Annotated in this window: 14 protein-coding genes; 4 read left to right on the plus strand and 10 right to left on the minus strand. The window is 43.3% G+C overall.

The genetic code is table 11. From position 1 onward, the window contains the following. The first annotated feature begins 102 nt into the window (after positions 1-102). Positions 103-966, plus strand: coding sequence for a hypothetical protein (locus V5804_RS06985; protein ID WP_369590660.1), 864 nt, complete (start codon positions 103-105; stop codon positions 964-966). Positions 967-999: 33 nt separating this feature from the next. Here the strand turns inward: V5804_RS06985 and V5804_RS06990 are convergent, their stop codons facing one another. After that, positions 1,000-1,164: a hypothetical protein gene (locus tag V5804_RS06990; RefSeq protein ID WP_369590661.1), complete on the minus strand. Its 165-nt coding sequence runs from the start codon at positions 1,162-1,164 to the stop codon at positions 1,000-1,002. A gap of 132 nt (positions 1,165-1,296) precedes the next feature. Between V5804_RS06990 and tsaE the strand changes: the two genes are divergently transcribed. From tsaE to V5804_RS07005, 3 genes are read left to right on the plus strand one after another with little or no spacing between them, the layout of a single operon-like run. Continuing rightward, on the plus strand, positions 1,297-1,719 hold the full coding sequence (gene tsaE, locus V5804_RS06995; protein WP_369590662.1) for a tRNA (adenosine(37)-N6)-threonylcarbamoyltransferase complex ATPase subunit type 1 TsaE: 423 nt from the start codon (positions 1,297-1,299) through the stop codon (positions 1,717-1,719). A 55-nt stretch (positions 1,720-1,774) separates the two neighbouring features. Further along, positions 1,775-3,001, plus strand: coding sequence for an alanine dehydrogenase (locus V5804_RS07000; RefSeq protein ID WP_369590663.1), 1,227 nt, complete (start codon positions 1,775-1,777; stop codon positions 2,999-3,001). Between the two features lie 49 nt (positions 3,002-3,050). Continuing rightward, positions 3,051-4,010 (plus strand): YihY/virulence factor BrkB family protein, encoded by a 960-nt coding sequence (locus V5804_RS07005; RefSeq protein ID WP_369590664.1) that lies wholly within the window; start codon positions 3,051-3,053, stop codon positions 4,008-4,010. A gap of 208 nt (positions 4,011-4,218) precedes the next feature. On the opposite strand, the gene V5804_RS07010 is transcribed toward V5804_RS07005, so the two are convergent. The 9 genes from V5804_RS07010 to V5804_RS07050 all read right to left on the minus strand — a co-directional run bounded on the left by V5804_RS07010 (position 4,219) and on the right by V5804_RS07050 (position 18,838). Next, complete coding sequence (locus V5804_RS07010) at positions 4,219-5,934, minus strand: beta-galactosidase family protein (RefSeq protein ID WP_369590665.1); 1,716 nt, start codon at positions 5,932-5,934, stop codon at positions 4,219-4,221. Between the two features lie 287 nt (positions 5,935-6,221). After that, positions 6,222-7,574: a Gfo/Idh/MocA family protein gene (locus V5804_RS07015; protein ID WP_369590666.1), complete on the minus strand. Its 1,353-nt coding sequence runs from the start codon at positions 7,572-7,574 to the stop codon at positions 6,222-6,224. Between the two features lie 93 nt (positions 7,575-7,667). Further along, entirely contained in the window at positions 7,668-8,741 is a 1,074-nt protein-coding gene (locus tag V5804_RS07020; protein WP_369590667.1) for a phosphotransferase enzyme family protein, read from the minus strand. 260 nt (positions 8,742-9,001) lie between these two features. Then, positions 9,002-11,299: a family 20 glycosylhydrolase gene (locus V5804_RS07025; protein ID WP_369590668.1), complete on the minus strand. Its 2,298-nt coding sequence runs from the start codon at positions 11,297-11,299 to the stop codon at positions 9,002-9,004. A gap of 359 nt (positions 11,300-11,658) precedes the next feature. Continuing rightward, complete coding sequence (locus tag V5804_RS07030; RefSeq protein WP_369590669.1) at positions 11,659-12,831, minus strand: exo-alpha-sialidase; 1,173 nt, start codon at positions 12,829-12,831, stop codon at positions 11,659-11,661. After that, complete coding sequence (locus V5804_RS07035; protein WP_369590670.1) at positions 12,828-14,009, minus strand: AGE family epimerase/isomerase; 1,182 nt, start codon at positions 14,007-14,009, stop codon at positions 12,828-12,830. Before V5804_RS07035 ends, V5804_RS07030 begins: the two co-directional genes overlap by 4 nt. A 174-nt stretch (positions 14,010-14,183) precedes the next feature. Further along, complete coding sequence (locus tag V5804_RS07040; RefSeq protein WP_369590671.1) at positions 14,184-16,277, minus strand: GDSL-type esterase/lipase family protein; 2,094 nt, start codon at positions 16,275-16,277, stop codon at positions 14,184-14,186. 159 nt (positions 16,278-16,436) lie between these two features. Beyond that, positions 16,437-17,681, minus strand: a complete 1,245-nt coding sequence (locus tag V5804_RS07045; protein WP_369590672.1) for an MFS transporter — start codon at positions 17,679-17,681, stop codon at positions 16,437-16,439. Then, a complete protein-coding gene (locus V5804_RS07050; RefSeq protein ID WP_369590673.1) occupies positions 17,678-18,838 on the minus strand; it encodes a galactose oxidase in 1,161 nt (386 codons plus the stop codon). Before V5804_RS07050 ends, V5804_RS07045 begins: the two co-directional genes overlap by 4 nt. Positions 18,839-19,108: the final 270 nt, after the last annotated feature.

Raw genomic sequence — 19,108 nt, forward strand, 5'->3', positions numbered from 1 at the left:
CCAATTGTTTTTTAACCTGTTTCTTTTTCATTGAATATAAGCAAGTTCAAAAACCGTGTTAAAACCCTCGCTTTTAAGCATATTTAACAAAAATTAAGGCTAATGGCAAAACCTGTTCATTGTAAAACCCTGCTTGGGCACCATAACCTTGATTTTTCGATTGAATGTTTGCAAAGCTTTTTGCGGCACGCGTGCGACGAAATTTTTTTGGAGGTTTTTGAAGACGGCTCGATCACTGATGCTGATGAAGCCCAATTATTATCGAGCCTGAAAAACAGCACCGTCATCAGAAAAAAGGAACGTGATGAAAAGCTGGAACCAATCCTGAAAAATTTTCCTGCCTGCCAAAACTACCGCAACAGCACCAACTTTTCGCAAAAGCTGTTTGATATTATGCTGTACGATAACCACGACGTGCTGTACATTGACAGCGATATTTATTTCCTGAAAAATTTTGTGCTGCCCAAGCTGGACGAAATGCCGGTTTTTATGGCCGATAACCAAAACGCCTATTCTTTTACGCCGATTGACCTGTTAAAAATCAATATCCCGGTTTTCCCGAACGTAAACACAGGCTTTTTTTACTTCCCCAAAAACTTGTTTGATTTGACTTTTATTGAAGATTTGCTGAACGACCCGGTCATTATCAAAAGTTTTAGTAAACTCCCTAATTGGTCGGAGCAAACCATTTGGAGTTTTTTGGCCGCCAAAAGCCGGAGCATTTGTTTTTTTAATGCCAACCAGGTTGTGATGGCCGGTTTTGTTTACAATATCCAGCCGGAAACGGTGGCCATGCATTTGGTTTTTTATTTCAGGACTTACATCAAAAGGCTGCGCGTACTGCCCGTTGCCGATGCCGAAACCTGTGCGGCCATTAAACTTACGCCCCATTCTGCCTACCTCAACAAAGTGGATTTTGCTTTGGAAAAGCTGAAACGGAAAATGAAACTGCTGTACCATAAATAAGCGAATGCTTCTTTTATGCCTATAAAATTGGTGTCAATCAAAAATTTGTTTTGCCGATAAAACCGTTTTTGCTAATAATCCTGATGCTTCTTTTACCAGTATATTTTTGGGAACACTTTTACCATATCTTTCAGCCTGTTTAAATTTTATTCGGTTTATTTTATATGCTTCTTTTATCACACAAAAAATGCCGGGCAAAAGTTTTTGATTGAATTGAATTGGCGCAAACACCAATTTTTATAGGTAAACGCAACGTTTGATCTAAAAAAACCGGCCAATCAATTAAAAGCTATTTTTGTTGAAAAGGGAAACCGAACAGCCGTAAAAACTATGCAAATCGAAGCCATCAGTATAGCTAAATTACCAGATGCCGCAAAGCAATTGGTTGGCTTTGCAGAGAAAAATCAAACTAAAATCCTGCTGTTTTACGGCGAAATGGGTGTCGGCAAAACTACTTTTATCAAAGCTTTTTGTGCGGCTTTGGGCGTAAAAGATGCGGTTTCCAGTCCAACTTTTTCTATCGTCAACGAATATCATTACCCAAAAGGCATCGTTTACCACTTCGATTTCTACCGGTTGAAAAACCAGTTGGAGGCTTTGGATTTGGGTTTTGAAGAATATTTATACTCGGGCAATTACTGCTTGATCGAGTGGCCGGAAAAAATCCCGAACCTTTTGCCCGAAAATTATTTGGAAATTTTACTGCAAGTGCAACCCGATCAACAACGAAAATTAACAATAGCGAAAATATAATACGGTTTCGGCTTATATTTGCTTAATTTCAGCAACCGGAAATTTAAAAATAATTATGAGTTCAGGCACATTAAGTGGTTTTTCTGATATCGCCAAACAGGCCATGATGCAGCCGCAGGAATCAATGCTGGAGGTGAGGAGCAAAAAAAACAAGCTGTACATCGGCATCCCAAAGGAAACCTCGTTCCAGGAAAACCGCATTGCCATTACGCCGCTTTCGGTGGCCACTTTGGTAAACAACGGGCACACGGTTATTTTAGAATCAAACGCTGGCCTGGCCGCCAATTTTACGGATAACAATTACAGCGAACAGGGCGCACAGATTGTGTACGACACACAGCAGGTTTACCAGGCAGACATTATCCTGAAAATTGCGCCGCCGACTTTGGCCGAGATCGAGCTGATGAAACTGAACCAGACTTTGATCTCCACATTGCAAACCACCACCATCAAAGCCGAATACCTGCACGCACTCATCAACAAAAAAATAACGGCACTTTGCTTTGAAAATTTGCAGGACGAAGGCGGTTCTTTAAGCGTTGTCCGCGCCATGAGCGAAATTGTTGGCGCCACTTCCATCCTCATTGCTGCCGAATATTTAAGCAATGTTTTTAACGGTAAGGGTTTAATGCTCGGCGGCATTACCGGTGTTCCGCCAACCGAGATCGTCATTTTAGGTGCCGGGACTGTGGGCGAATACGCAGCCCGGACAGCGTTGGCTTTGGGCGCACAGGTTAAAGTTTTCGATCCGTCAATTTATAAACTGCGCCGTTTGCAAAACAATATCGGCAGCCGTGTTTTCACCTCGGTCATCCAGCCGATTGTGTTGGAAAAAGCCATTACCACTTGCGATGTTGCCATTGGGGCGATGCGCGCTATTGCCGGCCGTACGCCATGTTTGGTTACCGAAGAAACCGTAAGCCAGATGAAACCAAATTCGGTAATTATTGATGTGAGCATTGACCAGGGCGGCTGTTTTGAAACTTCGGAAGTAACCAACCACACCAACCCGGTTTTCCGCAAATATGATGTGATCCATTATTGCGTGCCCAATATTGCTTCCCGCGTAGCGCGGACCGCAACGTATGCTTTGACCAATATTTTTGCCCCAATTTTGTTGGACATCGGCGAACACGGCGGTTTAAAAAACGTGATCTGGGAAAAAGCCGGCGTACGCAATGCCGTTTATATTTACCAGGGACATTTAACCAGCCAGCATTTGTCCGAACGTTTTAACATCCCCAGCAAAGACCTGGACCTGCTGATCGTTTCTAACCGTTAACAACATCCGGGGCTTTTAAGCATACTGTTTTTACCGGCTAAAAATCATTATGAAAAACTACTTCGCCCGGAAATATTTTAAAAGATCAGGAAAAGTTTTAATGGCCACTTTTAACGGCTTTATGGACGACCGCGGTTTAAAACTGAGTGCCGCGCTGGCTTATTACACTGTTTTTGCGCTGGCGCCGCTGCTCATGCTCGTTATCTCTTTGATCAGTATTTTTTTGGGCCAGGATGCGATCGAAAACAACATTTACCCGCAAATAAAATCATACGTGGGCAGCAGCGCGGCATTGCAAATCCAGGAAATGATCAAAAGTGTTTCCCTGTCGGGTAAAACCGGTATTGCCGTAGTTACCAGCGTAGTTACCTTAATTATTGGCGCCACCAGCGTTTTTATGGAAATTCAGGATTCGCTCAACCTGATTTGGCGCGTTAAGGCAAAGCCGAAAAAAGGCTGGCTAAAAATGTTGACCAACCGGTTGATCTCGTTTTCGATGGTGATCAGTCTGGGTTTTTTGCTGATTGTTTCGCTGATTATCAGTGCCTTAATTTCTGCTTTGAGCAACAAGATCACCCACTATTTTCCGGAAGTTACGGTGCAGCTTTTCAACCTCGTCAACCTGGGCATCACTTTTTTGGTGATTGCCGTGCTTTTCGGCATCATCTTTAAGTTTTTGCCCGATGTAAAAATTGGCTGGCGCGATGTGCGCACCGGTGCTTTTTTTACCTCCCTTTTGTTTATGCTGGGCAAATATCTGATCGGGATTTATATCCAAACCACCGGCACCGGTTCTACTTACGGTGCTGCCGGGTCCATTATTGTGATTTTGGTTTGGATTTATTACACCGCAGCCATTTTATATTTTGGCGCCGAGTTTACACAGGTTTATGCAGACAACTACGGCCACAAAATTGAACCTGCCGAATACGCCGTGCACATCGAACAAAAAGAAGTGGAGCAGGATGTGAAAGTTTTGCCTTCGCAGCACCGGCTGGAGGGAGAATGAGCAATGCTTCTTTTACCGCACTAATTTTGGGGTGGTAAAAGAAGCATGGCGGTTTTTTCCCTAACATGATTTGTTCAACGGGTTTCACGAATGCTTCTTTTACCGGTATAAAAAATGGCAAACATCTGGTTTAGGTTTATTTAAACTGGTGCAGGCACCATTTTTATAGGGATAAAAGAAGCATGGCATTTTTTAATGTAAATTCAGGTCATTTCAGGCTTTTTACCCCGGAAACCGTCAAAACATCAGAGTTTTGAAGGTTAAATACAATCACCGTATTGTCCCCTTTGTTCAACCAGGAAACGGGGCAATATAAGCACTGCTGCGGCCCACGGTTCCAGAACCTGCCCAGATTGTGGCCGTTTACAAACAAAACCCCTTTGGCATATTTGGCCATGTCAAAATAAGTATCGCCGGTTGCTGTTAATTTAAATTCCCCTTTTAAAAACCTGGCTTTATCATTGTTAGGAGCCAAATCGCTTACCGAAACCTTTAAATCTTTTACAAACCCTTCATCTAAAGGAAGTTTGTACTGCTCCCAGTTCATCAAAGTCATTCCGTTGAGCGTAACCCTGTCGGTGATCCCTTTCCGGTCAATAATATATTGTGCAAAATTGATATGGCCCATACCTTCCACCAGAATATCAAGCACCGGATTTTCAGTATTGCTTTTGGGCAGGTTTACGCTCCACTTGCCGCCATCGCGATAAATGGTATCAACAAATTTTCCATCTAAAAACACCAAAGCATAATCATGCGGTTCTGTAATGGTCAGCCTTCCAGATTTATGTCCGATCAGCCGCGTCCGGTAAAGCATCAATCCCTGGTTCTGGTCCAATGCTTCCATTGGTTTTGGCTGTGCCGAAAGCTGGGGCGAAGGAAGGTTTTGCCAGATACTGGTAAACGGACGCAACTGGATTTCGGGTATTGAAACCGTTTTTACAGGTTTTGGGATTTCAGGAATTTTATACGTTACATACTGACTGATCAGTTTGCGCAGCATCCTGTATTTTGGCGTAGCGTTTCCTTGTTCATCAATCGGCGCATCGTAATCATAACTGGTAATATCGGGCTGGTACTGTGTAGGAGAACCGGCATTTGCCCCGGCAGTATAGCCAAAATTAGTGCCTCCGTGGATGACGTAAAGGTTAAATGATTTTTTGTTTTTCAGTAAATAAGTGATCTCTTTCCTGAGGTCGGCAGTATCCGGGGAGGCCCATTTTTCGCCCCAGTGCGTTAGCCAACCCGGATAGGTTTCGCTGCTAAAGGCAGGAACAGTGGCATCTGTATTTTTGGCCTGGTTAAAATTTGCATCGCTTGTTCCGCTGTCCAAACCTATCGCAGTTCCTGCAATATGCCCGGCTTCAAGCATATAAGGTGTCGGGCCATCAGCTGTATAAAAAGGCACTTTAATGCCAGCAGCCAGCCAAAGTTTTCTCAACGCTTCCAGGTATTCCTTGTCATTGCCATAACTGCCATACTCATTTTCTATCTGCACCATTAAAACAGGGCCGCCGTTAACACACTGAAGCGGTACAACCTCTTTTGCCAAACGGTTGATATAACCGGTCATGGCACTGATGTAACGCGGGTTCATGCACCTCACCTTTATATCAGGTATTTTAAGCAGATAGGAAGGCAGGCCGCCGAAATCCCACTCGCCGCAAACATAAGGCCCGGGACGAAGTAAAACCCACATGCCTTCCTCTTTACAAATGCGGATAAACTCGGCAATGTTGTGGTTGCCAGTGCTAAAATCAAACATGCCCGGGCTTACTTCCTGGTAGTTCCAAAAAACATAAGCCGCAATCGTATTGCAGCCCATTGCTTTGGCCATCCTGATCCTGTGCCGCCAATATTCGTGCGGGATGCGTGCCGGGTGCATCTCGCCGCTGATGATCTGAAATGGTTTTCCATCAAGCATAAAAGCATCAGGACTTAAACTGAACTGATGGGGCACCTGTGCAACAAGATGCCGAGCAAATAAGGCAAGGAAAGTGAATAAGAGGGTTGTTTTTTTCATAATTTGGAAGAAGTTGGATACTGCCCTATTTTGATATTTGGCTTAGATGCTTCTTTTATCGCCTAAAAAACATTGCCTTTTTATCTTTTTGTAGAAATCAAAAACACATCATTTTTATAGGGGTAAAAGAAGCATGCTGTTTTTACTGCCTAAAATTCATTTGGATTAAGGCATTTATTATTCCTGTTTTAAAACCCGCTATCGTCCAAAGCAAAACTGTTTTTACGTCCTTTCCATTTGCCTTTTGTAAAATCCGGAAATTCCTGAGGTTTGTTGTCTTGGGCGATGGAAACTTCCGATAGCGGCGTGATCACACTCATCGTAACAGAATCATAAACATCTATCGGCGTTTGTTTCTTTTGCTTTACAGATTGGATGAAAGCGTTGAACACAAACCAGTCCATCCCGCCATGCCCTGCGCCTTCCGCTTTGCCGGCATATTTTTTCCAAAGCGGATGGTCGTATTTGGCAAACCATTCCTGGGCCGGGTCCCATACATCGTCTTTTTTTGATTGATGCTCGATGTAAACACTTTTATTCACATCCATCCAAATGCCTTTAGTGCCCTGTACACGAAAACCTAAGGAATACGGTCGCGGTAAATGTGTATCGTGGCTTAACAATACGGTTTCGCCATTGGCACAATTGATCAGCGTAGTGATCACATCTCCGTTTTTATAATTGATCTTTGCATTTTTATTTCCAGGGGAAAGTTCTTCTACATAAGCAGCCAGCCCTTTCGCTTTTGAACTAAACGAAACCAGGTTGGTAAAACGATTCCCCCGGTTAATATCTACATACTGCATGGCCGGCCCGGCACCGTGTGTTGGATAAATATCCGCATTCCTGTCGATGTTAAACTGCGTGCGCCATTGTGCCTCGCTATAAGCAGATGGTCCAAATTCTACGCCTCCGCCATAAGGCTGCTTCCCATTGTTAAACAACACATTTCTGAGGTTATGCTGATATCCGCCTTCCACATGAACAAGCTCGCCGAAAAGACCTTGCCTAACCATGTTTAAGGCCGCAAGCATATCGCGGCGGTAACAAACGTTTTCCAAAGTCATGTAAGGCATTCCCGTTTTTTCGGATGTACGGACAATATCCCAATGGTCTTCCAAACTTAAACCTGCCACTACTTCGCAACCCACATATTTTCCGGCATGCATGGCATCAATAGCCTGCGGGTGATGGAACTGCCAGGGCGTTGCGATGACCACCGCCTGGATATCTTTTCTTTCCAGCAGTTTTTTGTACGCATTGATGCCGCCCGTAAATTCCTGCGGCAGCTTTTTACCGGCTTTGGTAAACTGCTCCCTGCAATGCTTCAGCGAATCTTCCTGGGTATCGCAAATAGCAACAATTTCTACATCGTTGCGCAGCAAACCTTCTGCAATATGGCTTCTGCCGCGCTCGCCCACACCGATATAGCCCAGTTTTACTACATCATTTGCCGTATTTGCGAAAACTGTACCAGAGGGCAGGATGCTGAAACCCGCTGCAGCAGTTGCCCCTTGTTTAATAAATTCCCTTCTTTCCATAATCAAATTGTTTTATGTATGATTTATCTAATTTATAAAGTATTTTATTGTTGCATAAATTATCCTCATAAAAAAAGCATTTGTCCCCTGCCTTTAAGCTGTCAGTTGCAGAAACCTGTCCTCTTGCTGGTTATACAGCCGCAGCAATTCAAACTGGTTGCAGGCCCTGGCCAGGTTTTGTTCCGGATAAGTGATATGGTAATAGGGATCGCCGTTTAAAAAATCTGTTAAAAACCTTAATGCCTGCATGTAGATCATCATTTTACCTGAATAGACGAAAAGGCTTTTTTCTTTCGGGGTCAATACTTCTCCCATTTCCTTCATGTAGCCTTTGTAAATGGCCATAAAAAAACCTTCCCGGATATGGATTTTAGACAAATCCCCCTCTTCTTCACCTGCGGGCGAAAGGCAGGTGCGCAGCATATCGCCTACATCGCTCAGGTAGAAACCAGGCATAACGGTATCCAGGTCAATCACGCAAAGTCCTTTTCCCCGCCCGTCAAAAAGTACATTGTTGATCTTGGTATCATGATGGGTAACCCTTAAAGGAATTTCGCCCTTGCTGATCATCTGCTCATAAGTTTCGGCAATACCAATGTTTGAAAAAACGGCTTCAACTGCTTCCTTTGCCATTTCAAGCCTGTGATGGCTTGCATGTGCATGGGCTGTTTTAAATTCTTCTAAGCGCAAGTTCAGGTTGTGGAAATCCTGGAGCGTATATTTCAACCCGTTCAGGTCAAAATCTTTTAAAAGCCTGGTAAATTTTCCAAATTGTACCGCTGCTTCATAAGCCTGCTCCTGATGTTGAAGGTAATCTATCGTGTGAGAACCTTGTATAAACGGCAACAGCCGGTAAGATGAACCATCCTCAGACCGGACAAGGTATTTTCCTGATAATGAGGGCAGCGGCGTTACAAAAAGATATTCCGGGGCAGTTTTTTGTAAAAACACTTGCAGTTTCCTGATATTGCCTGCAATGTCTTCGGGGCGCTTAAAGATCGTGTCATTGATCTGTTGCAGAATATAAGAACCTTTACCGTCGGTTAGTTTCCAGGTATAATTGATCAGGCCTGAACCAAATTTCTTCACCTGGCAATCCTCCGGTTCCAGGCCAAATTCTGTTAGGGCAAAGGTTATATTGTTGTTTTTGATTGTTTCCTGCTCCATTGTCAATTACCATGTTTAACTTTTTTCCTGCCTGCAAGGCTTGCCCCCCTGTTTTTATTGGCATTAATTATTTTGCCGGGCTGGTTAAAAAAACTGATCTTATTGCCCGGCCTTCCCTTTCTTAATGTTTCACACATTTTATTTTTCAACAAAAGCAAAATGCCCATCCGGTTAACATAATTTATTGCAATAATGGTCTTTTGCCAAAATCGAATGCTGTTTTTATCCCCCTAAAACCGGCAGACGTTTTGTTCATGGGCCTAATGTTTTAACCAGGATGACGGAACGCTTTGCGGGGCAGAACCATTTACGCTATATTTCAAATTTAAGGTATAACCGCCGCCGCCTTCTACAAAATCAAGGGCAAGGGGCTGCAACCCTTTTTTCACAGCTATTTGTCCGGATTTTTCGATTGCGCTGTGCCAGCCGTCGTTGTCCACTACTTCCCTGCCTGCAAGCTGCAGGATGCCGCCGTCATCGCAAGTTAAATAAAAAGTGTAGATACCATCCGCAGGAATATCAAGATAACCCTGGTATTTTAAGCCGAAACTTGATGCCTTTGCTTCTTTTGGCACCATGATATTATCAACCTTAAAAACAGCATTTGCTTTGCCGGCCATTAGTTTGGCGCTTTTAAAAGGACCGGGATAATAACTGCAAAGCAGCCCCGGGCTGGCAGAAGCAGTTACTGGTTCGGCCAGGGTTTGTTTGGTATAATGCAGGTTATAAATATCTCCGCGGCTTCCGGTTGGCGTAAAAGCGGCAAGCCGGATGAACATTGATTTTTGGATGGTAAAAGAAGCATTAAGCGGTGTCGAATTTTGATCAGGCAAACTGCCATCCGTAGTATAGCGAAGCGTTAAATCCGGCATAGGTTTCTCCGGGTTTAAAACCGTTTGGCCGGTAAAAACATTCTGGTCCACCAAACCTAAAATATCCGGCAAACGGTAATGTACATGCAAGGCATCCAAACGCGGGTAGTTTTTGATTAAACGTTGCTGATAACTTTCATACAGGTCTTTATTGGTCCATAAACGTTCGGCCAGGGCAGTCATCCGTGGAAAAACCATATAATCGGCACGGTTTTCTGTTGGGATCCATTCCGTCCAGGTATTGGCCTGCGCACCAACAATATTTTGCGCCTCTTTGTCTGTTAAACCTTTTGGAATTGGGTTGAAGTGATAAACATTGGAGATCGAATACTGGCTGGGCTGGGCATCAAAATAGAGCGGGTTCCCAGGCGACATTACTACCTGGTTGCCGTTTTTAGCCGCTTTTACCGGTGCTGTTGGCACCCAGCTGCGCCAGTACATCACCATTGCGGTAGAACTGATGCCATCTTCCAGGATCTCGTCCCAGCCAATCAATTTTCTTCCTTTCGAGTTAAAGAATTTTTCCATCCTGTTGATAAAATAGCTTTGCAGTCCGGCCGTAGTTTTGATGCTGTTTTTAGCCATGAAATTTTGGGCACTTTCGGATTGTTCCCAACTGGTACGGTCAACTTCATCACCGCCAATATGAATGTACTTGCTTGGGAAGATGTCCATAATCTCCGTAAAAACATTTTGTGCAAACTCGTAAGTACTTTCATTGATCGGGCAAATCGGGGTTGAAAAATCTTTTCCCCATTTATTTTCGCCGTTGCAGGTTAAAAAAGGGTAAAGGTTGATGGCCGCCATCATGTGGCCGGGCATATCAATTTCAGGGATGATATCAATGTGCCTTGCCGCTGCATAAGCTACCACGGCTTTCATTTCCTGCTGGGTATAAAAACCGCCGTAAAGCGTTTTTCCGTTTTTTTGGATGATGTGTTTTGGGTCAATGATAAAATCAGGGTTGTCTTTTGAGCGCGACATGCAAACAGAATCCTGGCTGTTAAAGGTGCGCCACGCGCCTTCTTCCGTTAGTTTCGGATATTTTTTGATCTCGATGCGCCAGCCCTGGTCGTCTGTTAAATGCAAATGGAATTTATTGAACTTATACAGTGCCAGCAGGTCAATAAACTTTTTTAAATAATCAACCGAAAAAAAGTGCCGGGAAACATCCAGGTGCATGCCACGCCAGGCATAAGCCGGGTGATCGGAAATGCCAACTGCCGGAAGCGAAACTTTTTTAAGGAAGGTTTGACTGCGTTCATCCGCAGGCAGCAGTTGCCTGATGGTTTCTACCGCCCTGAACATGCCTGCTGCTTCTTTTGCCGCTAAAACAACTTTGTTCACAGTAATGTTTAACCGGTAGCCTTCCGGGGCAGCAATACCGGCATCATATTGCAGCAAGATGTGGTGCGCCGGGCCTGCTTTTCCCGGTTTAAGCGGTTTGCCCAAATATTGTTTTAAAAGCGCGGTCAGTTGCAAGGCTTCGTTGACAAATCGGGGATCTGGCGAAACGATCCAGGTATCGGCAGTAATCACAAAACTACCTGTGCCTGCCGTTAAGGCGGACGGATACGGGATCAGCGGAAATTTAACATTGGCTTCCTGCGCCCAGGTTTTATAAAAGAAAACGGAGCAAAAAAGGAGCGTAAGACAAGTTGTTTTTCTATAAAAATATTTTCTCATAATAGATTTTAGATTGATGACCGGTTAAAAAATAATTTAGCTACCGCCAGAATTTAGCGCAACAAAAAAACCCTGGTAAAAGAAGCATGCTTCTTTTACCAGGGTAAATTATACATAGCTTTAAAACTTTTATCCGGGTTGAAACTTCCTGTTGAAGCCGGACTGGCAACATTTCTCATTTTAAAAAAATTTAAGTTTACTGTTTTTAGGTTGATAAAAGAAGCATTATTAAATCAACAAATCTCCTGTTGATTTTTCGACTTTTGTTGTCGTTCCTCTCTTCGTTCGGAATGACAGCGGAAATTACTGATTTAACTTATACCTTACAAAAGTTTCCATTGCTTCGTATTCGGCCAGGCCTAATTCCAAATAATTTGCCGAAATACGATCTCTTTATAATTATCTTTCTCGTACAAAACCCCAATTGCTGCATCCGACAATTTAACCAAATCGGAGTAAGCACTGTAATCTCCTTTGTAACCCTCCGGGCTTTTCGCGATCACTTTGTTCAGCGTCCATGTTTTGCCACCATCTAAGCTGATGCGCAGTGTTAAATTATCCCGTTTAGTTGTATCGGCATCATTACAAAAAGCTAAAATACTTTTCCCTTTTATTTGCCCGATGGTAAGGATGCTGCCCTGGCAAACGGGATCCTGAAGATGGCGGTCAAAGTAAGTGGTGTCCCAGCTTTTACCGCCATTGCTGCTAACGGCTACTATCCTTGCTTTGATATTGCCTAACTGGTTGCGGATATTCATCATGAGTTTATTTCCGGAAAGTACCGCTGCCGTAGATTCATTGCCTCCCGGCGTAGTTACATCATCACTTAACTTAAAGGTTTTGCCATGATCGTCTGTATAAAAGCCATGTGCCCTTCCATCTGCATAATGCGGTTTTGGTTCGCCTGCAGAATGGTTGGATGCAACGTAGATTCGTCCTTTATATTTCCCCGAAGGAAATTGCACCGCATGCCCCGGGCCATTGGCATAGCTTCTCCAATCTTCCTGAAATTTATAGGCTTGATTAAGCTGAGGCTGTTTTGGTTTGTGCACCTGCAACGTGATATTTATAGGATTTGACCAGGTAAGGCCGCCGTCTACAGAAGTTTTATACCAAACTTCCCGTAAACCAAAACCCTGGCGAATTTTGTTCTCGGGTACATTCCCGGTATTATAAAACAAGAAAATTCTTCCTTGAGGAAAAGCGGGATCAGTCAAATCTACAACTGGCGAAGCATTACCTGCCTGCAAAGTATCGTTTGATACTACTACTTTTAATGCTCCCCAGGTTTTGCCGTTGTCCGTGCTTCTTTTAAGCACTATTTTTACGTTTCCAAAATCGCCCGAACCGTTAACCCTTCCTTCGCAAAATGCAAGCAGGTTTCCGTTTGGCAGTTTGGTAATGGCAGGAATACGGAAACTTTTAAAGCCATCCGTTCCGGCTGTATAAACGGGAATATCCTGGGCTTGCAGATTTGTATAACCTGTTAAAGTAATTAGCAATAGGATCGACAGTAAGCTTAAGTTTTTCATGCTGATATTTCTTTTAAAATTTGCAAACAATACCATTCCTGCCGTGGCAAATGAAATGGGCCTTTAAATAAATTGCCTTTAGCGGTTTGGGCAATACTGCCATCGCGGTGCAAATAGCCAAACCATTCGCCGTGCTCCTGATCGTGAAAATGATCATAAGCATAATCATGCACCATTTTATGCCAGGCCTTGTATTTTTCGTTCCCGGTAATGAGATAAGCTAAAAGGGTGGCAATGATGGTTTCGTTATGCGGCCACCAGAACTTCATGTCCTGCCAGTATTCCTGAACAGGTTTTCCGTAAATATCCCGGTAATACAAAATGCCGCCATGCTCTTTGTCCCATCCCCGTTCCCACATATAATCCAGCATTTTGCACCCCAGTTCGATCAGCCGGGAATCATTATTGCGGTACCTGGCTTCGTGCAAAATAAACCAGGAACCTTCAATTGCATGGCCGGGATTTAGGGTACGGCCGTCAATATGATCGATGATACTTCCGTTGGACGCTACCTGTTCCATCACACATTGTATGTCGTGCTTTACAAAATCGCGTTCAATTTCATCAATCCATTTACTGATATATCCATCGCATCGGTCATCGCCAATCGTTTCCCGCAACTGCTGCGCCGTGTTGATCATAATCATAGGCGTACCAATCCCTTTTGCAGGGCGGGTAGAGGTAAATTTTGGAGGAAGTAAACCAGGCACAGTTGCATACGTGATACATTTACCAAATAAATCCCTTGCTTTTTTTGCAATTTCCTCGTTGCCGCTGGCCTTTGCATAAGCAGCCATAGCGATTACGGCAAAAGTTTCTGAGAAGAAATAACGGCGTTTACGGATCGGCTGGCCGTTGCGGGTTACGTGGAAGAACATTTGCCCGTCGGTATCGAAGCAGTGGGTCAACAAAAAATCAATACCCGCCTTTGCCCCGTCCAGCCATTCCTGCTTTTGTTCTATTGTATTATACAAGGTAGATAAAAGCCAGGCGGCACGTCCCTGAATCCAGACCGCCTTATCATCATCCAGCAGCGTTCCGTCCCGATCGCGCATCAGCAAATAACCCCCGTACTCTTGATCAATAGACCGCGGGAACCAAAAAGGAACGGTATCATTCAACAACTGGTTCTCATAAAATAATTTTAGTTGTTCTATTTCTGTTGGTGCGTAACTCATTGTAATTAATTAGGATTAGTAGGTTGATGCTTCTTTTAGCACATAAAAATTAGCCTCACCCCAGCCCTCTCCACAAGAGAGGGGGCCGTGATATGGAAAAGCCTTGAAAGTTTGATGATTTTTATGTGATAAAAGAAGCATAGAAAAATTAGGTTGATATCAATTTAACAGGTTTTAATTTAAGGGTATAGAAAATGTAGATGCGGGCAGTGATACCTCGTTCACTAAGTTTGCACGTGTAAAATGCTGCCAGGCATATAAAACTTTTTTTATTTTTTCGCCAGCCGGAACAAAAAGGTGCACTGTGTTTTTAATAATGCTTGCGTTTACCGGGATATGTATCCCTTTATTGTTAACCACTTCAAAACCAAACACAGGCTTTTGATTGCTTGTTGCCAATTGTTTGGTATGATTAAAAGAAACAATGATCTCCCGTTGTTTCTGTTGTGCATTTATAACTTCAGGCCCGTTAGCTTCTATGTTTTTATGATAAGTATCGCGCAGCGCAAGACGAGCCAGACGTTCGCCAACTTCTTTTTTTCGGTTAGGATGGACGTTTAAAGAATCACCTAAATCTGATATCACGGCCATACCGGTATTTGGAAGCTGAAGCTGCAATTTGCGCTGGGAATCCCGGAAATAAGTCCATGAAGGCCTGTCGATACTGGTTAACTGCACAAAATAAAACGGAAAATTGTAACCCCATTTTTGCCGCCAGCTATTAACTAAAGTGGTAAATAACCGCTCGTGCAATTCCACGTTCTGCGCATTGCTTTCCCCCTGATACCAGATCACTCCCTTAATAGGAAACTGTGTGAGCGAATCAATACCGGCTTCGTAATTGTAACAAGGTTCATAAGGATGCCGTTGTTTAGGATTAGCGGCATTTTTTAAGTTTACATCCGCCCGTTCTCTTACCCACTGCTGTATAAAATCGGATTTACGACAGTTAGACAATTCATCTACCAGTAAATTATCATGCTCCATCGTGTATCGGTCTATCCACGATTCAGTTGTTGAGCCGCCCACTGCAACTTCAATTAAGCCGATGGGTACATTTTCTTCCTGTGGGATCCTTTTGCCAAAATAGTAGCCGACAGCGGTGAAATCAGCCGCAGAACTGGCTCCATCTCGCTGCCAGCTTCCTGAAAAAAATTTTAACTGATTTGTTTTTACTAAGGTTACTGAATCCCAGGCCGAATTATCAGTTTCGCTTAACGGGTTCAACTTGAACAATCGTAAGGAAGGACTTTTAGACGCATTCGCTAACTCTGATTTTCCTGTTGCTGCATTTTTTAATGGAAAAGCCATATTCGACTGCCCTGAACATAACCATACATCACCTGTTAAAATATCAGATAATAAAACGGATGCCTTTTTTGTCTGCACCTTTAGCTCATAGGGACCACCTGCAGGCATTGCCGGAAATAAAACTTTCCATTGCCCGTTTTGATCGGCATTAACAACTAATTTTTTATGGTTAAAAGTAACTTCTACCTTGTCGCCTGCATTGGCAGTACCATATACCGGTATAGGTTTTAGCCGTTGCAAAACCATGTGGCTGTTAAAAACAGAAGGAAGTTTTAATCCGCCGAAATCGCCAGTCAAGCTTTGGTAAACTGTTTTGGCGATAATGCTGACGCCTTCTGCATTTGGATGCAGATTATCAGCAAACAAATCCGGCCGGTTATGTAAAGGTATGTTCAGGTCGATGATCTGTGCATGATTTGCTTTTGCAACCGAGGAGATGCAAGCCTGTATCTGCCAGTACCAATCCCCTGTACCCGATTTAAAACGCAGATGCCCGCTAAAAATAGGTGTCATCCGACAAACATATAGTTTAACCGATGGATTTGCTTTTATGAGATTTTCCAACAACCAGGCATAATCGGCCTCAAAATCATCTTTGTAGTCCGGCCAGTCCCTGGGATCGGTATCATTCAAACCCAGATGAACGATGGCAATATCAGGTTTAAAAGCTACAGCTTCTGTAAACTCTTTGGTTTTATAATAGGGATTATGCCCTTTTTTTAATAAAGTAGCACCGCTATGTCCAAAGTTTTTAACCTGATAAGCCTTTCCCAGCATTTGCTGAAGTTGTGCAGGATAAGATTCATTAACGGGATTTTTTAAGCCGTAACCATAAGTAACCGAATTGCCAATGCAAGCTACTTTAATGGTTTTATCTTGTGCCAGCAGCTGCAGGTTCATCAGCAAAATAAATATCAGCGTTAACCGAAACGGAAGTTTTATTTTATATGGATACATGCTTCTTTTAATACCATAAAACCTATAATTTAAATCTATACCCAAAAAGAATGCTTCTTTTAGCGCTTAAAAATCAATGCTTGAGCTTCATTCCTGCAAAAAACCACAGTAAGATTTTTACCTGATAAAAGAAGCATCCGGCACAAACCGGATAGAATATTATGCATCTGCAAAATCATTTTGTTTCGGGTTTAAAAAATACAATTGAATGGCCAATGCAACCAAAACAATCCCGGCCAGCATGGCAAAATCTTTTCCTAAATGCCCGGCATCGCTTGATTTTCCTAACAAATCAGTAATAAAAGCCCCAAAGAACACGCCCGTCATGTTCATGATCCCGTAAGCAGTTGCCCTGTATTTTGCAGAAACAAACTGACAGAGAATAGGCATGTTGTTCGCGTCAAATATGCCATAGCCCAGGCCAAAACAAAGCGCAGCGCTCATTACGTGGAAAAGTGTATGGCCAAAACCAATTAGCAGTAAGGAAGGTATAGTTAAGGCCAGGCCAATGGCGCTGGTGTAAATCCTTCCTTTAATGTTTGTTTGGACCCATTTATCCGATAAAATCCCTCCGAACAACACCCCCAAAAACGAAGAGGCTGCAATGGTTATGGTTGATAATGGACCTGCCTGCGACATAGGAATATTTAAGTTCTGTGCAAAAAGCGTTGGCAGCCAGTTTTTGGTTGCCCAACCCGGCAGGCTGGGAACGGCAAAATAAAAAAGGATGATCCAGAAAGAAATGTTGGTAAACAACAACGTCAAGCCTTTAAATAAAGGCGTTTTTTCTTTGGTGATAAATTGATCTGACGATGTTGTTTCTACAGCGGCTTTTTTCTCTTTTAAAAACACGATCAGGACCAGGGAATATAAAATTCCTATGATGCCAAAAGAATGAAAAGTGGCCTGCCAGGAGAATTTTGCAGCAACCGTTGCGCCAAAGCCGCCTAATGCCTGTCCCATATAAAGCCCCGTCATGTGGATGCCAATAGCGAGCGACCTGGTTTTAGAAGAATGATAATCAGCAATTAAAGACAGTCCGGCCGGAATATACAAAGCTTCGCTAACGCCCATAATAGCCCTCAACCAGTAAATCTGATTAAAAGTATGAGCAAAACCCATGGCAAAAGTAACGGCAGACCAAACAAACAAACTAAAAACGATCAGCCATTTGCGGTTAAATTTATCGGCAATAACGCCGGAAACAGGGCTTACAAAACCATAAATCCACAGAAAAACAGCCATTAAATAACCAAAATTGGTTGCTGATTTTAACTCTGCAATGTCTATCTGCATGGCAGGCCGCATGGTTGCCAGCATTTGCCTGTCCATGTAATTTAACAAGGCCACGCCCCATAGCAAGCCAACTACAATCCAGGGATAATTTTTTGAATTTTTTATCATTTAAATTCCCCCCGAACCACATTTTCTGTACGTACGCCCGGTTTTATTTCCCCGCAGGGAATAAAAATATCCCCATCCCACTTTATGGCAGTAGTGGTTACTTGTCCGTAAAAAGGCAGTTCGCCAATCTTCTTCCAGTCATTAGTTATGGTATTATACTGATAAACATCCCTGCTAAATCCCTGGTGGTTGTTCAGCAGCAGCAGTTTTTCGTTTTGCAGCTTTTGCTTTTCTGTTTGATTTTGGGCCTTTGCAATCTTGGCGTTATAAGTTTCGATTTGGTGAAACACGTTTCCCTTATCCCCACCAATTACGATGATATCAGCGTTTCCATGCGCAACTCCTGTAGCTGCAGACAGGTTGGTTATATTTTCGCCATCCCCCACATTTTTTAGCCTGAGCAATTTTTTAACGGTGGGATCATAGCAAAAGGTGGTGTTGTGCAGATCGCTGATACCTGATGGCGTGCTGCTTCTGCCGCCAATTACATAAACGCATTGATTTTTGCCGTTTGATTGGGCGACGGCAACCGAGTGCGATATGGCAATTGGCAGATCTGGTAAAGGTTGCCATTTCGGATGCGCAGCTGCTAAATCAAGCAGGAAGCATTTGGCTGATGGCTTTCCGTTGCTTTCACCTCCAACAAGGTAAATCGTTCTTCCGATATTAGCCATACCCGCATTGGCCACCGGAATGGGCAGTAAAGGCATTTCTTTAAACAACACTTCGTTTTTTGGGGCATCCCATTGCATCATAAAAACTTCCCTGCTGCTGTTTGCTTCGTCTGTTTCTCCACCGGCACAAAGCACGCCTTCCGGCAGGGTAACGCTGGCGCCATAAGCTACTTTTTGTTTGAGGTGTGCGGGTTGAGGGTTAAGCCAGGTAAATTTGCTTTCTGCTTCTTTTTTTAATACATAAATATCGTTTTTGTGGAGTTTTTTTCCTCCCTGCCAGGGTTTGGCACCATCGGCAAAGTTTGAACCGCCAGCAATTAACAATACATCGTTACTTACGCCGGTAAATACACCAGCCACGCCCAGTTGCTTTTGCATACAGGCAACAACCGGCAGTTTTGCCACTGTTGTCCAGGCGACTTTGCTGCCTTTTGTATTGGTAACGGGATTGCAGGAAACCAGTACCGTATAGATTGAAATCATTAGAAACGCTTTATTTTTCATTTTTGAAAGCTGCTTGAATTTGGTACCGGCTTATTTTTCATGCTTCTTTTAGGGGGTAAAATATGCCAAGATCACTTTATAACCCGATAAACAGAGTCATCCCCCTGACCCCTCTCGAGAGCAGGGCTGTTGCATTCTGTTTTAAGTTATCAATTGTTTTAATGTTTTAATGTCGCCTGCAACCAGCCTTTGTGCCTGTGCCAGGTTTTGGTAACTGTTCCTCCTGAATATATTAATGGCCATGTTCCT

This window comes from Mucilaginibacter sp. (genome assembly GCF_041088075.1).
Lineage (GTDB): Bacteria > Bacteroidota > Bacteroidia > Sphingobacteriales > Sphingobacteriaceae > Mucilaginibacter_A.

Coding starts and splice junctions, on each gene's coding strand:
- V5804_RS06985 (WP_369590660.1), top strand. CDS start 103: ATGGCAAAACCTGTTCATTGTAAAACCCTGCTTGGGCACCATAACCTT.
- tsaE (WP_369590662.1), top strand. CDS start 1,297: ATGCAAATCGAAGCCATCAGTATAGCTAAATTACCAGATGCCGCAAAG.
- V5804_RS07000 (WP_369590663.1), top strand. CDS start 1,775: ATGAGTTCAGGCACATTAAGTGGTTTTTCTGATATCGCCAAACAGGCC.
- V5804_RS07005 (WP_369590664.1), top strand. CDS start 3,051: ATGAAAAACTACTTCGCCCGGAAATATTTTAAAAGATCAGGAAAAGTT.
- V5804_RS07010 (WP_369590665.1), bottom strand. CDS start 5,934: ATGCTTGATGGAAAACCATTTCAGATCATCAGCGGCGAGATGCACCCG.
- V5804_RS07015 (WP_369590666.1), bottom strand. CDS start 7,574: ATGGAAAGAAGGGAATTTATTAAACAAGGGGCAACTGCTGCAGCGGGT.
- V5804_RS07020 (WP_369590667.1), bottom strand. CDS start 8,741: ATGGAGCAGGAAACAATCAAAAACAACAATATAACCTTTGCCCTAACA.
- V5804_RS07025 (WP_369590668.1), bottom strand. CDS start 11,299: ATGAGAAAATATTTTTATAGAAAAACAACTTGTCTTACGCTCCTTTTT.
- V5804_RS07030 (WP_369590669.1), bottom strand. CDS start 12,831: ATGAAAAACTTAAGCTTACTGTCGATCCTATTGCTAATTACTTTAACA.
- V5804_RS07035 (WP_369590670.1), bottom strand. CDS start 14,009: ATGAGTTACGCACCAACAGAAATAGAACAACTAAAATTATTTTATGAG.
- V5804_RS07040 (WP_369590671.1), bottom strand. CDS start 16,277: ATGTATCCATATAAAATAAAACTTCCGTTTCGGTTAACGCTGATATTT.
- V5804_RS07045 (WP_369590672.1), bottom strand. CDS start 17,681: ATGATAAAAAATTCAAAAAATTATCCCTGGATTGTAGTTGGCTTGCTA.
- V5804_RS07050 (WP_369590673.1), bottom strand. CDS start 18,838: ATGATTTCAATCTATACGGTACTGGTTTCCTGCAATCCCGTTACCAAT.